Genomic DNA, 15202 nt, shown 5'->3' with positions numbered 1-15202 from the left:
GCGGGCGGTGCGCGACACCATTGGTAATTGTGTCCATTTCTGGGGTGATAAGCCAGGGTCGTCCGACGGGTGCCCCGCCGTGGCCGGCGGGGCCGTCGCGGGGGTTCCGGGCGGGCGCGTCCGGGCGACGACAGTGGGGCGCGTCCCACGTAGCTTCGCCAGCGGTTTTATTAAAACGTTTTTAAGTGAGGTCCTCGTGAAGCGCGTCTGCTTCCTGCTCAAGGTGCGGCCGGACCGTCTGGACGAATACCGCGAGCGCCACGCCGCAGTGTGGCCGGAGATGCTCGACGCCCTGGGGGCCACCGGCTGGCACAACTACCCGCTCTTCGTGCGGGACGACGGGCTCCTCGTCGGCTACCTGGAGACCGACGATTTCGAGGCCGCCCTGGCCGGGATGGCCGAGACCGGGGTCAACGCGCGCCGGCAGGCGCAGATGGCGCCGTCCTTCGAGGACCTGGGGGACCGCCCCGACGAGGGCATGGTGCCGCTCGCCGAGGTGTTCCATCTCGACTGACCGGCCCCCGCGCCGCCTTCGCGGATCCACCGCCGGAAGGCCCGGCGGCCCTGCCACGGGTGGGCGGCTCCCGCCCTCCGGCCGCGGATCCGCCGTCGCGGGCGCGACCGGAGACTGGAGCGGCCTCGCACCGGACAGGCGGCCCCGTGTCCGGGTGCGGCTCTGCCGCCGGAGGCCGGGCCGGGCTTTCAGGCGGTGGGCGACCCTGCCAGGTGGACGCGGATCTGGCGGATGTGCTCGGGGGTGGTGCGGCAGCAGCCGCCGACGAAGGCGGAACCCGCGGCGTGCCATTCGGCCGCCGCCGCGCCGAACTCGACCGGATCGGCCAGCCCCAGCCAGCGGCGGTCCACAGCGTCCCACGTCTCGCCGGAGTTGGGGTAGACCATCACCGGCTTGCCCTCGATCCGGCCGATGAGGCTGGGGATGTGGCGCGGGGCCGTGCAGTTGACGCCGACGGCGATCACCTGCCGGTCGCCGGTGAACAGCGCGGCGGCCTCCTTGAGCGGGGTGCCGTCGCTGATGTGCTCGCCGTCGCGGCAGGAGAAGCTCACCCAGGCCCGGGTCCCGGGCGTCTCGGCCAGCAGCCGGGCCAGCGCTCTGGCCTCGGCGTAGGACGGGATGGTCTCGCAGGCCAGCAGGTCGGCCCCGCTGCCGGCCAGGATGTGCCAGCGGTCGCGGTGCCAGTCGGCGAGGCCGTCCTCGTCGAGGTCGTAGTCGCCGGTGTATTCGGCGCCGTTGGCCAGGTAGGCCCCGTAGGGCCCGACGCTGGCGGCCACCGTGCCGGTGCCGTGGGAGTCCCTGGCCTCGGCGGCCAGCCGTACCGACAGCAGGATCAGCTCCTCGGCCTCGGCCGCGCTCAGCCCCCGGCGCATGAACGCCGGGATGCTCGCCTGGTAACTCGCGGTGGTCGCCACCTCGGCTCCGGCGGCGAAGTAGTCGAGATGCGCCTGCCTGATCACCGAGGGGTTCTCCATCAGGAGCTTGGCCGACCAGAGCTCGTCCCGCAGGTCGGCGCCGAGCGCCTCAAGATGTGTGGCCAGTCCGCCGTCCAGAATTACCATTTCGCTACTTTATGTCACTCCTGTCGGCGTTCCGGCTCGCCGGCGATCTCCACGGGCTCCCGCACCACCGGCCCCCGTGCCCCCGCGCCGCCCCCCTGCCCCGCGCCTCCGTGCCGCCACCGTGGCCCCGGCCGCCGCCCCGGCCGGAGGGCCGGCCGGGGCGGGAACCCGGGCCGGGGCTCAGCCGATCCGGCGCAGCGCCTCGGCCAGGCCGGACAGGCCCACCGGGCCGAGCTCCAGGGCCGAGGTGTGCCAGCGGCGCAGGTCGAAGTCCGCGCCCAGGCGCTGCCTGGCCTCCTCGCGGGCGGCCAGCCAGGCGCGCTCGCCCAGCTTGTAGGAGGGCGCCTGGCCCGGCCAGCCGAAGTAGCGGACCACCTCGGCGTGGACCCGGTGCGGCTCGCACCGGCCCTGGTCGCGCAGCACCTCGCAGGCCCGCTCGAAGGTCCACTTCGAGCCGTCGGGGAGCGGCAGGTCCAGGTGGACGCCGATGTCGATGACCACGCGGGCGGCCCGCAGCGCCGACGCGCCGAGCATGCCCAGCCGGGTGCCCGGCTCGGTGAACCAGCCCAGTTCGTCGGCCAGCCGCTCGGCGTAGAGCGCCCAGCCCTCGCCATGCCCGCTCACCCAGGAGTTCTTGCCGAAGCGCGACAGGCTGTCCCCGGCCACGCGGGTGGCCCCGAGCTGGAGGTGGTGGCCGGGCACGCCCTCGTGGAAGACCGTGGTCAGCTCGCTCCAGGTCTCGAACCGGCCCCGGTCACCGCCCACCGGCCACCAGGTGCGGCCCGGTCGCGACAGATCCTCGCTGGGCGAGGTGTAGTAGGCCGCGCCCGAGGTCGAGCCCAGGGCGAGGGTGACGTCCACCCGGCGCAGCGGCTCGGCGATGTCGAAGTGGGTGCCGTGCAACTGCTCGACCGCCTGGTCGTGCCGCTCCTGCAGCCAGCCCCGGTAGGCGTCCAGGCCGTCGACGTACTGCGTCTCGTTGAGGACCGTGGTCGCCTCCTCCACCGAGGCGCCCGGCCGCACCCGCTGCGCCTCGGCCGACAGCTCGGCCTCGATGCGCGACAGCTCGGCCCAGCCCCACTCGTAGGCCTCCACCAGGTCGATGTCGGCGCCCAGGTTGAGCCGGGCGCCCACCGCGTAGCGCTCGGCGCCCACCGGGTCGTCCTCCGCCGCGCGGGGGGCGTATTCCTCCCGCAGGTAGCGGGTGGCCTCGGCGTAGGCGGCGTGCGCGGCCGCCGCGCCCCGCTCCAGCTCCTCCCGGACCGGGCCGTCGCCGTAGCTCGTCACGAACGCCCGGTGCGTGCCGTCGCTCGCGAAGAGCTCGGTCTGCACGGCCAGCTCCAGCGCCTGGCGGCGGGCCGCCGACATGCCCTGGGCGAGGCCGGCCGCCAGGCTCGCCCGCCAGCCCTCCAGCATCTCGGGGATGGCCGCGAGCCGGGCCGCCACGTTACGCCACTCGTCGTCGCTGCCGTGCGGCAGCAGGTCCACGCTGTCGCGCAGGTCGGTGATCAGTCCGAACGGGGCCTGCACCGCGCGGAACGGCTCGCCGATCTCGTACCAGGCGAGCTCGGCCTCGAGGCGCTCCCGCAGGTGCGCCGCGGCCCGCACATCCGCCTCGCCCTGCGGGCGCAGGGGGGTGAGCCTGCCCAGCGTCTCGCTGATCAGGGCGGCCCGGGCGGCGATGCCGTCCGGGCCGTAGTCGGTGGCCGGGGCGAATTCGACGTCGATGCCGCTCGCCCCGGCGCCGACCGGGTCGAGCGCCGCCGAACGGGTGACATATTCATCGCAAAGGGCGAAGATCGGGCTGGTCATCCCGGCACTTTAGCCGACCTGACCTGGGGAGTCACTGGATGATCGACACGATTTGACGACTTCGGTCACGGTTCATCTCTTCCAGAACGGGCGGCGCCCCCCGGAGCGGCTCAGCGCCTCCAGCCCGTCGACGGCCCGGTGCCACAGCGCGTCCACGTCCGTGCCGGACTGCAGGTCCCTGGCCAGGGCTTCGAGCTCCGCGTGACCGCCCAGGTAGACGGCCAGCGCCGCCAGCCTGCTGCCCAGGTCCTGGAGGTAGCGCAGCCGGTCGGCGGCGCCGAGGGACTCGGCGGCGCGCAGCCGCCGCAGCTCCTCGCCGAGCTCGGCCCGGGGCAGCTCCCTGGCCGCGGCGGGTGCCGCCACCGGCGCGGGACGGGGCGGCGCCATCCTGGCGCGCGGGGCGGAACCGCCGGCCGCCACGCCCCGCGGCGCACCGCCCATCCCGCCGGCCGCGAACTTCGGCGCCGCGCCGGGGGCCGCGAGTGCGGACGGTCCGGCGGGCGCGCCGGGCTGGGGCGGGGCCATCGCGGTCATCATCATCGGCGCCGCCGCCACGGCCGGGCTCTGCCAGCCGCTGGGCAGCTCCACCGGCTGGATGACGCGGTGCCCCGGCCCGCCCTCGGCGACCACCTTGCTGTCGACCGCGACGAACGCGGTGAAGCGGCAGAGCACGCCGTATTCGAGCGAGATCTCGACGATCTCCCCTTCCAGCGAGTGGTCGCCGGCGGCGTAACGGTCCTCCAGGGCGCGCAGCCGGGCCCGCGCCCAGATCGCGCGGGTCGCGGGGCTGTCCGTGCGGACCCCGGCGACCCGCCGCTCCCACGGCTGGACGGCTCCGTCCACGCCGTGCACGGTCAGCGCCCCGTCGCGCGGGCGCCGGTAGCGGCCCAGGACGGTGAGCGGCACGCCCGGGTAGATCGAGCCGAGGTGGCTGACCGTGCCGGGGACCAGCTCGAGCCCGTCGGCCTTGAGGGACAGATCGGTGACCAGCGGGGCGCCGATCCTGCGGTGGATGTGCTCCATCGCCTCGTCCAGGCGGTCCTCCGACTCCACCAGCTCGCACCGGCCCGAGCCCAGCCCGGCCAGTCTGCCGAGGAATCCGGCGTTGACCGCCCGGTCGATGCCGACCGTGTGCACCCGCACCCCGGCCAGCCGGGCGCCGACCCGCTCCAGGATCTGGTCCTCGTTGCCGACCTGCCCGTCGGTGACGAGCACCAGGACCCGGTCCCCGCCTGCGCCGGCGAGCAGTGCGACGGCCTGCTCCAGCGGGGCCAGCATCTCGGTGCCGCCGCGCGCCTCCAGCCGGGCCAGGTGCTCCACCGCCCGGTAGCGGTTGCGGTCGGAGGCCTCCGACAGCCCCTCGCCGAGCCCCTCGGGCCGCTCCACCACGGTGTCGAAGGAGAGCACCGCGAACCGGTCGCCGCGGGTGAGCGTGTCGACGATCCGCGCGGCGGCGCGCCGGGCGGCGACCATCTTCCAGCCGGTCATGCTGCCCGAGCGGTCCAGCACCAGCACGACGTCCTTGGCGGTGGCCGTGGCGGGTGCCGGATCGGGGACGACGGTCAGCGAGAACGTGCCGTCACCGTCGGCGTCGCCCTCGCCGTCGTCGGGGACCAGCGCCAGTGAGGTGGAGGCGTCGAAGGACAGGCGCAGGATGAAGTCGCGGTCCAGCCGCTCGCCCGGCTGGAGGCGGACGGTGCTCCCCTCCTCCTGGACCACGTGCAGGCTGGAGCGGAGCTCGCGCAGCTCCAGCCCGGCCGGGTCGACGGAGACCGCGAGCGAGAGCCGTACCGGGTTGGGGAAGCCAGGCAGCAGCACCGGAGGCGTGATCCGGGAGGCGTCCGGGACCGCGTCGGTGTCGGGGGCCCAGCCGTCGCCGGCCTGGCCGCCGTCGAGCGGGGTGCCGGGGATGTAACGGGGCGCGACGACCAGCGGGAAGCGGAAGGTGGCCGCGCCGTCCTCGTAGGGGAGCGGCTGGTTGAGGGTGAGGTGTACGGTGACCCGCTCGCCCGGCACGATGTTGCCGACCCTGATGGTGAAGACGTCGGGCCGGTCCTCCTCGGCGATCGCGGCCCGCCTGCCCTCGGCGACCGCCTGGTCGTAGTCGGCCCTGGCCTGGCCTCGCTCCTTGAGGGTCCCCTCGATGACCCGCCCGTCTGCCTCCATCCTGAAGGCGGTCACGGCGGCCCGGTCGGGCAGCGGGAAGACGTAGGTCGCCTCCAGCGCCACGTCGTGCGGGTTGCGGAAGCCCTGGACCACCTCCACCCCGGCGATCAGGCCGGACACGGCGGCGGTGACGTCCACGCTCTCCAGCGGCAGGTTGCCGCGCTCGGTGACGAGCGTTCCGAGCCCGGCGTCCGGGACCGGCTCGCACTCCTCCGGCGGCAGCGTCGCGATCGAGGTAATCATGGCAGCTTCTTCCCTTCGGGAGGGGCGAGGTCGTGTTCACGCAGGATCGACAGGAGCGCCTCGGACGCGGTGCCGATCTCGGCGAGGTCGTCGGGTGAGGGGGCGCGGCCGCCGCCGTCGAGCAGCAGCGTCACTCCGGCCGCCAGCCGTACGCCGTGGACGATCGCGGCGGTCGGGGCGGATAGGGCGGATGGGGCGGTCGGAGTGGACGGAGTGGACAGAGCGGATGCCGCGGGCGGCCGGGCGCCGGTGGCCGTCGCCCGGGCCGGCGGCGCGGCCGGACGGGAGGGTGCCGAGGCCGGGGCCGCCGGGACCGCCGGGGGAGGCGCGGCCGGGACGGTCGGGGGAGGCGCGGCCGCGGCGGCCGGCGCCGGCGGCCCGGCCCAGAAGCGCGGCCGCGCGGTCCTGGGGACGGCCGGCTCGGCGGGGGGCTCGGGGAGGCGGGCGATCGACTCCAGGACCTGATCGGTGGCCCCGGTGAGCTCGGCCTGGATCTCGGCGATGGTCCGGCCTTCGGCCTGGCGCCGCTTGACGGCGATGAGCTGGAGCAGGTGACGCCGGCCGTACATGGCGACGCGGCCGCGGCGGGCCGACGGCGGGTCGAGCAGGCCGATCGTGGAATACCACCGGATGAGGCGCTCGTTGGGCACGTCTCTGACCCGCCCGTTGAGCTGGGCGGTGGGGGTCAGCGCCGCGGAGGCCCGCTCAGCCAGTTCACCGATGGTCCATTCCATGTCTCGATAGTGACACTGTCACTATGACAGTGTCAACATAAGGAGCGCGGGGCAGGGTAGGGACGTTTCGTACCAAAAGGGAAACTGATATCGAAACAGGGGGAGGACATCCCATGTCCGCGATCACCAGCCCGCTCAATCCCGATGACAAGAAGGTCGTCGCCGCCGCGCTCCAGGGCGCGCTCGTCGACCTGCTCGACCTGTCGCTCCTGACCAAGCAGGCTCACTGGAACGTGATCGGCCACAACTTCCGCTCGCTGCACCTGCAGCTGGACGAGATCGTCGCGGCGGCCAGGGAGCACGCGGACACCGTCGCCGAGCGCGCGGTGGCCCTCGGATGCAACCCCGACGGCCGCTCCTCCACGCTCGCCAACACGACCGAGGTGCAGCAGCTGGAGCCGGGCTACATCAACGACGGCAAGGTCGTCGCCGCGATGACGGACATCCTCGGATCCATCGTCCGCCGGATGCGCGAGCGCGTCGAGGCCACCGACGAGCCCGACCCGGTGACCCAGGACATCCTCATCGAGATCACCCAGGACCTGGAGAAGCACCACTGGATGATCGAGGCCCAGCGCTAGCCGGCCCGTCACGCCGGTGACCGGTCCCGGCGGGGCCGGTCACCGGCGGCGACGCCCGGTCACGGCCGCCGCCCCGCCGCGGGCGGGCGAGGAGCCGGAGATCTGAGGCCGCTCCCTCAGAGGAGGTGGCGGGCCAGGTCGGCGATGGGGTGGGGGCAGGAGAGCAGGCCGCGCAGGGTGTCCAGGTGGGTGGGGCCCGGGGCGTCCGGCCCGGCCAGTCCCGCCTCGCGGACGGCCCGTTCCCAGCTCCGGTCGTCGTCCGCGGCGCGTTCGAGCCGCCGCAGCACGCTCACCCCGTCGATCTCCCGCACCAGCGGTGACAGCAGGTGCGGCCAGTGGATGGTCAGCGCCGCGAGCTTGGCCACCTCACCGTCGGAGGCGGGCGCCGCGCCGGCCAGCGTGCGCCGGTAGACGAGGAAGGAGTAGAAGCGGAAGACGTTCACATAGCGCTTGATCTCGCGCGGGTTGAAGAACGTCACGACCGGCAGCACGGACTCGATCGCCCGGTAGGCGTTCTCGTCGCTGTAGAGGTCGTCGAAGACCCGGTCGGCCGCCTCGCGCGTCGCCGAGGCCAGCCCGCCGATGGCGTCCAGCGTCTCCACGCCCAGGATCTCCTGAGCCCGCCGCGCCGCCTCGTCCAGATCCGCGGCCGTCGGCCGCAGCCCCCAGATCGCATCCTCCAGCCGGCTCACCAGCGCCGGGTCCGCCGGCTCCACCGGACGTGTCCTGGGCAGGGCGAGCGGCACGTCGAGCGGCTTGCGCGACTCCGGCACCCTCCCGCGGAGCCCCGCCCCGGGCGCGGTCCCGGGCGCCTGTGCCTCCGGCGCCTCCCGGCAGGGCCGCGACCCCGGCGTGGTCCCCCGTGCCGGCGCCTCCGGCCCGCCGCCGTAGGGCCGTGGTCCGCTCTCGCCCGGCCCCGTCCCGGCCCCGCCCGGCGGCCGGCCGTGCCGCTGCGCCGCCTCCCCGGCGGCCTCGCCGCGAGCGTCCGCGCCGTCGCCCGTCCCGCCGGGACCGCCGGGAGCGTCCGTCCCGGGGCCCCCGCCGGTGCCGGAGATCCCGGGCATGCCCAGCAGCGCCCGCACGAAGCCGGGCAGCCGGTCGGCGTCGTCCAGCAGCGGCACGCTCAGCGGCAGCTGCACGATCTTCTCCAGGAACCGCCAGCCCAGCCCGGAGCGCCCGTCGTCCGGCATCGTCTCCACCAGCTCCGGATAGGCGGCCTCCACGTGTGCGGCCACCACCTCCGGCTCCATGGCCAGCACGAACACGCAGTTCGGGAACTCGCCGGCGAGGAACAGGTTGATCGCCTCGATGACCTGCGCCACCGTCCCCGGCGAGCACCGGTCCAGGTCGTCGACGAACACCACCAGCGGCCGCTCCTCGGTGGCGATCAGATCGAGCACCTGCCGCATGTCGGTCTGGACCAGGTGGAGGAAGCCCGTCCTGGAGCGGTAGCCGGGGTTGATCACGGCCTCGGCGACGGCTCCCTCCGCCGTGCCGGGGGAGAGCAGGTCGGGCTGGCGGACCAGCCCCTGGAAGGCGGTGTCGGCCGACTCCCGCAGGAACCTCGCCAGCCGTACGGCGCCGGCTCCCACCACGGCCAGCGGGCCGGCCGTGCCGACGGCGGCGGCGGCGTCCCGCAGCAGGGCGGCGACGGCGGGCAGCAGGGTCGCGCCCGCCAGGAAGGCGCCGGTGAGGACCAGGGTGGCGCCCAGGGCGAGGGCCGGCAGGATCAGCCGGGTCGCCGCCAGGTGGTAGGCGCGCCGGCGGACCGCCTCCCGGTCGATCCTGGCCAGGTTGAGCTCCAGCCAGAACCGCTCCCGTTCCGCGCGCGGCAGCCGCCGGGTGACCTGGCTGATGATCTCGTGGGCGAGCCCGGCCCATACCTGCTCGCCGTTCTGGTACATCCACGGGTTGAACCAGACCGTCGGCCGCCAGTCCGCCCGGCGCACCGGCAGGGTGCCCGGCTCGGCCCGTCCGGCGCTCTCCCGGGGCCGCCGCCGGGCCCGGGCCAGCACCTCGGAGTTGGTCAGGGCCCGCTCCCCGCGGGAGCCGGGCAGGTGGATCTCGGCAGGGCGGTCTCCGGCGGCCCCGGGGTCCAGCAGGTCCTGGATCATCCGCATCAGGGAGGTCTTTCCGGTGCCCCACGGCCCCTTGACGCCGATCGTGAGCGGGGGCCGCGTCTCGGGGTGGCGGACGAACGCGGCGATGGCCTCGGCGTAGACCAGGTGCCCGAGCTGGTCCTGGGTGGTCCACCGGTCGGCGGTGAGCCTGGCCCGCGGCTGCACGGGGCGCCGCCCGGCCCGCAGCCGGCGCAGCACCGCGCAGGTCCGGGCGCGCTCGGCCGCCGACAGCCGCGAGTAGGCGAAGTCCCGCACGGCCGGATGGACGAACGTGGTCGTCTCGCCGAGCAGCCCCCAGTTCCTGAGCTCGGTGGCGTCGCCGAGGAGATCGTCGATCGACTCGCCCTCCTCCAGGAGGGAGGCCTTGCGCAGCAGCTCCCTGGCCGGCTCGCTCAGCTGGAGCTCGTAGACCCGCCGGACGATCTCGGTGCCCGAGGCCGGGGGCGTGGGATCGCCGAGCCGGGCCAGCACGCGCGCGAAGGCGGCGGGCGGGCGGGCGGACAGGTCCCGGGCCTGGGTCACCGCGACGTCCGTGACGTCGCCGTAGGCGATCAGAATGGGGGTGCGGGCGGCGGAGACGCTCTCGTAGCGGCGCAGCGCGTAGGCGTGCAGGTCGCCGATGGTGATCATCCCGTCGCCGTCCAGGTCGGCGGCCCGGGTGGTCAGGCCGTCGGCGAGGACGCCGGTCAGGCTCTGCGCGGGCCCGTGGAGCCTCTCGTCGAGCCTCAGGGTCAGGGTGAGCGCCGCCGCGGCCACCCGGGGCTCGCCCGCCACGGCGAGCTGCCGGACCGGTGCGGCGGAGCCCTCCAGGGCGCTCCAGCCGAAGTCCACGATCAGCAGTACGGCGGCCGCCGACGACTCGCCGACCTGCCGGCCGAACGCGCCGATCATCGACCCGAGCTGCCCGGAGGTCCAGCCGTTGTCGCCGGGGAGGCGGACGACCAGCAGGTCGCGCTCCTGCGCCGACCGCAGGAACTCCCACACCCGCTCGCCGTCGGCGTGCGCCCCCCGGCCGCGCTCGGAGTCGACGGCGAAGCCCTCGGCGCGCAGCGCGCCGGCCAGGCGCACGTCCGGCGGGGCGGTGCGGGCCGGGCCGGGCGGGGCGTCCGGAGAGGGGTCGAGGAAGACCAGGGCCCTGCGGGCACCCACCCGGGGCGCGGTCTCGAAGGTCGGATGCGCGGAGGCCAGTCCCTCGCTCAACGGTGCTCCCGTCCTGACGGCGATGTGTGCCCCACTCTGGACGGCCGGGCGCCGCCGCATGCGGATCTTGGCGATAGGGCGACCGGTTTTGGGGAACGCTTGCCCCCGGGTTTCCGGAAAGTTTGGGCCGGGGCGGTCACCCCGTTCATGTGAATTCGATCGACTGGGCGCGTACCGTAAGGCAACGAGGAGGCGTCATGCTCCGCCGTACGCTGGTCCGCACCGGAGGTCTGGCCGCCGGGTCGGCCCTGGCCGGATCGCTCTGGCAGCGGGCCGCGCGCGCCACCCCGCTGCGCTCCCGTGGCCCCTACGGCCCGCCCGGCCCGCCCGACGCCAACGGGGTCGCGCTGCCGGCCGGGTTCACCAGCAGGGTCGTGGCCCGCACCGGCCACCGGGTCGGCGGGGTGCTCTGGCACCCGGCGCCCGACGGCGGCGCGTGCTTCCCCGACGACGACGGCTGGATCTACGTGTCCAATTCCGAGATCCCGCTGCTCGGCGGCGCCACGGCGATCAGGTTCGGGCCCGGTGGGGCCGTCCGCGGCGCCTACCGGATCCTGTCGGGCACCAACCTCAACTGCGCCGGCGGCCGCACCCCGTGGAACACCTGGCTGTCGTGCGAGGAGATCCTGCGCGGGCGGGTCTTCGAGTGCGACCCGTACGGCTCGCGCCCCGCGATGCCGCGCCTGGCCATGGGCAGGTTCAAGCACGAGGCGACCGCCTGCGACCCGGACCGGCAGGTCGTCTACCTGACCGAGGACGAGCCGGACGGCTGCTTCTACCGGTTCCGGCCGGCCCACTGGGGTGACCTGACCTCGGGCCTGCTGGAGGTGCTGTGCGCCCCCTCCGGCACCGGGGCGGTGACCTGGCGGCGGGTGCCCAACCCGGCCGCGCCGCTGGAGGCGACCCGCCACCAGGTCGACGCGGCCAGGCACTTCGCCGGGGGAGAGGGCTGCCACTACGCCGACGGCGTCTGCTTCTTCACCACCAAGGGCGACAACCGGGTGTGGGGCTACGACGCGGAGAACGAGCGCCTGGAGATCGTCTACGACGCCGACGCCCCGCTGAACGGCGTGGACAACATCACCGGCACCCCCGGCGGTGACCTCTACGTCGCCGAGGACGGCGGCGACATGGAGATCAACCTGATCACCCCCGGCCGGGTGGTCGTCCCGTTCCTCCGGGTCGACGGCCAGCCCAGGTCGGAGATCACCGGCCCCGCCTTCTCCCCGGACGGCAGCCGCCTCTACTTCTCCTCCCAGCGCGGGGCCCGCGGTGACGCCGCCGGGACCGGCGGCGTCACCTACGAGGTCAGCGGTCCGTTCCGCCGCTGAGCCGCGCGGCGTCCCGGACCACCTCCGTCAGCTCCTCGCGCAGCGCGGCCCGGTGCGGGACCGCTCCTCGTACGGCCGGGCGGAGGCGCGGTCGAAGATCACCCGTCCGGCCGGCCGCGCTCGCCGAGCGGTTCGGCACCGGCAGCGTGGACCTGATCCTCCTGGTCACCGCCAGGAGCGGCGACGTCGACCCCCGCGGTCGCCGCCGCCGGGCAGGCCCTGACGCGGGAGCTGGCCGCCTCCGGCGGGGTGGCCGAGGCGGCCTCCTACTGGACGCGGGGCCGGCCGGCGACCCTGCGCAGCGAGGACGGCCGCCGCGCGCTGGTCATGGCCCGCGTCTCCGGCGACGCCGACACCGTCCGCGCGCGGATCCTGCCGGAGCTGGCGCCCAGGCTCACCCGGGGCAACGAGGCGATCTCGGTCAGGTCCGGCGGCGGCGAGGAGGTGCTCCGGCAGACCGTCCCGCAGGCCAGGCAGGACTTCGTCCGGGCCGAGACGGTGATCTTCCCGCTCGCCTTCGCGCTGCTCTGGCTGTTCCTGCGCCGCGCGGTCGCCGCCCTGCTGCCGATCCTGGTGGGCGTGTTCGCCATGGTGACCACGCTCGCCCCGCTGCGCGGGGTGCTGCTGTTCGCCGACATCTCCACCTTCGCGCTGAACTTCACCCTCGCCATGGGGGTCGGTCTCGGCATCGACTACTCGCTGTTCGTGATCTCCCGGCTCCGGGAGGAGGCGGGACGGGGCCACGATCTCCACGAGGCCGTCGCGCGCAGCGTGGCGCGGGCCGGCCGTACGGTGATCTTCAGTGGCGTCGCCGCCTCCGTCGCGGTGCTGCTGGCGCTGCCGTTCGACTTCCTGCGCTCCTTCGCCTACGCCGTCGTCTACGGCGGCGTGGCGACGCTGTCGGCGGTGCCCTCGGCCGAGCTGGTGGAGGAGGACCCGGTCCGCCTCGTCGAGCAGGTCAGGGCGGTGCGGGCGCCGTTCGGAGCGTCGGCATGGCCGTGGCCATCCTCGTGGACGACACGGTCATCCGGGCGATCCTCGTGCCGGCGTTCGTGAGGCTGGCCGGCCCCGCCGACCGGTGGGCGCCGGCCCCGCTGCGCCGCCTCCACGCCCGCCTGGGCCTGTCCGACTGATCCGGGACGCCGGACGCGGACCGTCACCGGGCCGGTGCGGGCGGATTCCCGTCGAGGGCATGGCGCTGGAGGACGTCCTCCCCGGCCGGTCACCTCGCGGCCCGGCGCGGCCACGGGAACACCGGGCTCCTGCGGTGTGGCGGGTCAGAGGTCTCTGGCCCAGATCTCCTCGACGAACCCGTCGCCCGCCTCCTCGCCGACCGGCTCGAAGCCCGCCGCCCGGTAGATCCGCCGGGCACCGGTCAGCACGTCCCTGGTCCACAGCGTGATCCGCCGGTAGCCCGCCGCCCTGGCGAAGCGCAGGCACTCCTCGACGAGCCGCCCGCCGATCCCCATCCCCCTGGCGGACGGCTCGACCAGGAGCATCCGGAGCTGGGCCGTCTCGTCGTCCTTGTGCACGCAGAAGACGCATCCGGCCCGCTCGCCGTCCACTTCGGCGATCCACCCCGCGTCACGCCCGGGGTCGTGGGCGTCGACGTAGTCGGCCACGATCCTGGCCACCAGCGCCTCGAAGTCCTCGCCCCAGCCGTACTCCTGGCTGTAGAGCACGCCGTGGCGGTGCACCACCCAGCCGAGGTCTCCCGGGCGCGGCGGGCGGATGACGTAGGGGCGGGCCTTCGGGGCCCGGGTGAGGATCTCCTGGATCGCCGCCATGCTCGCCACCAGCCGCTGCCGGTCCTCCTCTCCCACCTCCTCCAGCAGGCCGCGCACCTGCGCCGCCGAGCGCTCGTCGAGGGTGGCGAAGGTGGCCCTGCCCGCCTCGGTCAGCCTGGCGACCTGCCGCCGGCCGTCGGCGGCCGACCGCTCGCGCACGATCAGCCCGTCGGTCTCGAACCGGCCGAGCATCCTGCTGAGGTATCCGGCGTCGAGCCCGAGCAGCCGCCGCAGCTCGCCGGTCTCCATGTGGTCGCGCTGGGCGAGCTCGAACAGCACCCTCACCTCGGTGAGGGAGTAGGGGGTGTCCAGGACGCCCTGGTGGAGCACGCCGATGACCCCGGTGTAGAAGCGGTTGAAGGCGCGGACCTCCGCGACATGGTTCTGCATGTCTGACAGAATCAACTATTCCATTGACTAAGTCAATGAAATATCGTTCCGGGTCCTGTCCCGGCGGCCTGCGGCCGACGTGGGCGCCGGGCGGTCGTGCGGGGGTGAACCCGGAGGTGGACCCGGGCAGGAAGGGATGATTGATCTGCGGGCGGCACAAGTCGCCCTTTACGACGGGAGCATGATGGCTGAGGTTGCGTATGTCGGTGGATACACCCCGGATACTGGAGGGTCGGGGGTGGGGATCACGCTGATGGAGCTGGGGAGTCTCGTACGGCTCGGCGCCACGGTGGCCTCGGGCCCATCCTTCCTCGCCGTCCACCCCCGCCTCCCCGTCCTGTACGCGGTGGGGGAGAGCGACAGGGGCACGGTCAGCGTCTTCGGCCGGGCCGGCGACGGCGCCCTGACCCCGCTGGCCCAGCGGCCGAGCGAGGGGTCGGCGCCCTGCCACCTGGCCGTCGACCCGTCGGGCGCGCTGCTCGCGGTGGCCAACTACGGCGACGGCACGGTGAGCGTGCACGGGATCGACGGGTCCGGCCTCCTCACCGAGGTGTCGATCTTCCCTTACCGGGCCGGCGCCCATGCCCACCAGGCCGTCTTCGGCCCCGACGGCGTGCTGTACGTGACCGACCTGGGCGCCGACGAGGTCCGCCGCTATGTGGTCGACGGCCAGGTGAGACCGCACCCCGACGGCCCGGTACGGCTCGCGCCCGGGATGGGCCCCCGGCACATGGCCCGCTCCGGGGAGCACTGGTACGTCGCCGGGGAGCTGGACGGCACGGTCCGCGTCTACGACGACGGCTGGCGCGAGATCCGAGCCGTCCCCGCCAGCACCGCCGGGGGCCCCAACCACCCCTCACACCTGGAGGTGTCCGGCGGGTACGTCTACGTCGGCAACCGGGGGCCCGACACGATCTCGGTGCTCTCCGCGCCCGGCCTGGAACCGGTCGGGGAGGTCGCCTGCGGCGGCGTCTGGCCACGGCACTTCGCCATCGCCGACGGCCGGATGTATGTGGCCAACCAGCGCTCCGACGGCATCGCCGTACTGGCGCTGGAGGAGGGGATCCCGCGGTTCGACGGAGAGGTGTTCGCGGTGGGCACCCCCTCCTGCGTGCTGCCGCTGACCTGACGGCGACGGCCGCGGACCCCCGGCCCCGGGTGGGCCGGTGGCGGATCGGGGCGTGAGGTGCTCCTCACGCGCGGACGCGTGACGTGCTCCTCGCGCGCGGACGCGTGAGGAGCATGGAGAAGACTGGGATGACA

General features: G+C 74.5%; 11 protein-coding genes. 5 read left to right on the top strand and 6 right to left on the bottom strand.

From position 1 onward, the window contains the following. Nucleotides 1–196 precede the first annotated feature (196 nt). The gene (locus ACZ6R6_RS33940) at nt 197–514 is read left to right on the top strand and encodes an L-rhamnose mutarotase (protein WP_470100325.1); all 318 of its coding nucleotides are present in this window, start codon (nt 197–199) and stop codon (nt 512–514) included. Nucleotides 515–702: 188 nt separating this feature from the next. On the opposite strand, the gene mmuM is transcribed toward ACZ6R6_RS33940, so the two are convergent. The 4 genes from mmuM to ACZ6R6_RS33920 form a co-directional block, all read right to left on the bottom strand. Further along, nucleotides 703–1575 (bottom strand): homocysteine S-methyltransferase, encoded by an 873-nt coding sequence (gene mmuM, locus ACZ6R6_RS33935; RefSeq protein ID WP_470100323.1) that lies wholly within the window; start codon nt 1573–1575, stop codon nt 703–705. A gap of 180 nt (nt 1576–1755) precedes the next feature. Then, on the bottom strand, nt 1756–3387 hold the full coding sequence (locus tag ACZ6R6_RS33930) for a DUF885 domain-containing protein (protein WP_470100321.1): 1632 nt from the start codon (nt 3385–3387) through the stop codon (nt 1756–1758). 72 nt (nt 3388–3459) lie between these two features. Beyond that, on the bottom strand, nt 3460–5796 hold the full coding sequence (locus ACZ6R6_RS33925; protein ID WP_470100319.1) for a VIT domain-containing protein: 2337 nt from the start codon (nt 5794–5796) through the stop codon (nt 3460–3462). Further along, entirely contained in the window at nt 5793–6530 is a 738-nt protein-coding gene (locus ACZ6R6_RS33920; protein ID WP_470100317.1) for a MerR family transcriptional regulator, read from the bottom strand. Before ACZ6R6_RS33920 ends, ACZ6R6_RS33925 begins: the two co-directional genes overlap by 4 nt. Nucleotides 6531–6643: 113 nt before the next feature. Between ACZ6R6_RS33920 and ACZ6R6_RS33915 the strand changes: the two genes are divergently transcribed. Further along, the gene (locus tag ACZ6R6_RS33915; RefSeq protein ID WP_451933024.1) at nt 6644–7111 is read left to right on the top strand and encodes a Dps family protein; all 468 of its coding nucleotides are present in this window, start codon (nt 6644–6646) and stop codon (nt 7109–7111) included. Nucleotides 7112–7227: 116 nt separating this feature from the next. On the opposite strand, the gene ACZ6R6_RS33910 is transcribed toward ACZ6R6_RS33915, so the two are convergent. Further along, on the bottom strand, nt 7228–10431 hold the full coding sequence (locus ACZ6R6_RS33910; protein ID WP_470100314.1) for a KAP family P-loop NTPase fold protein: 3204 nt from the start codon (nt 10429–10431) through the stop codon (nt 7228–7230). Between the two features lie 197 nt (nt 10432–10628). Here ACZ6R6_RS33910 and ACZ6R6_RS33905 point away from each other — a divergent pair, with 197 nt between their 5' ends. Beyond that, entirely contained in the window at nt 10629–11762 is a 1134-nt protein-coding gene (locus tag ACZ6R6_RS33905; RefSeq protein WP_470100313.1) for an alkaline phosphatase PhoX, read from the top strand. A 249-nt stretch (nt 11763–12011) separates the two neighbouring features. Beyond that, entirely contained in the window at nt 12012–12818 is an 807-nt protein-coding gene (locus ACZ6R6_RS33900) for an MMPL family transporter (protein ID WP_470100311.1), read from the top strand. Between the two features lie 221 nt (nt 12819–13039). On the opposite strand, the gene ACZ6R6_RS33895 is transcribed toward ACZ6R6_RS33900, so the two are convergent. Beyond that, complete coding sequence (locus ACZ6R6_RS33895; protein WP_470100309.1) at nt 13040–13939, bottom strand: bifunctional helix-turn-helix transcriptional regulator/GNAT family N-acetyltransferase; 900 nt, start codon at nt 13937–13939, stop codon at nt 13040–13042. 181 nt (nt 13940–14120) lie between these two features. Here ACZ6R6_RS33895 and ACZ6R6_RS33890 point away from each other — a divergent pair, with 181 nt between their 5' ends. Continuing rightward, the gene (locus ACZ6R6_RS33890; protein ID WP_470100307.1) at nt 14121–15068 is read left to right on the top strand and encodes a lactonase family protein; all 948 of its coding nucleotides are present in this window, start codon (nt 14121–14123) and stop codon (nt 15066–15068) included. Nucleotides 15069–15202 lie beyond the last annotated feature (134 nt).

Source organism: Streptosporangium sp. NPDC048886 (genome assembly GCF_055586905.1).
This window is presented reverse-complemented; position numbering and strand designations above follow the sequence as displayed.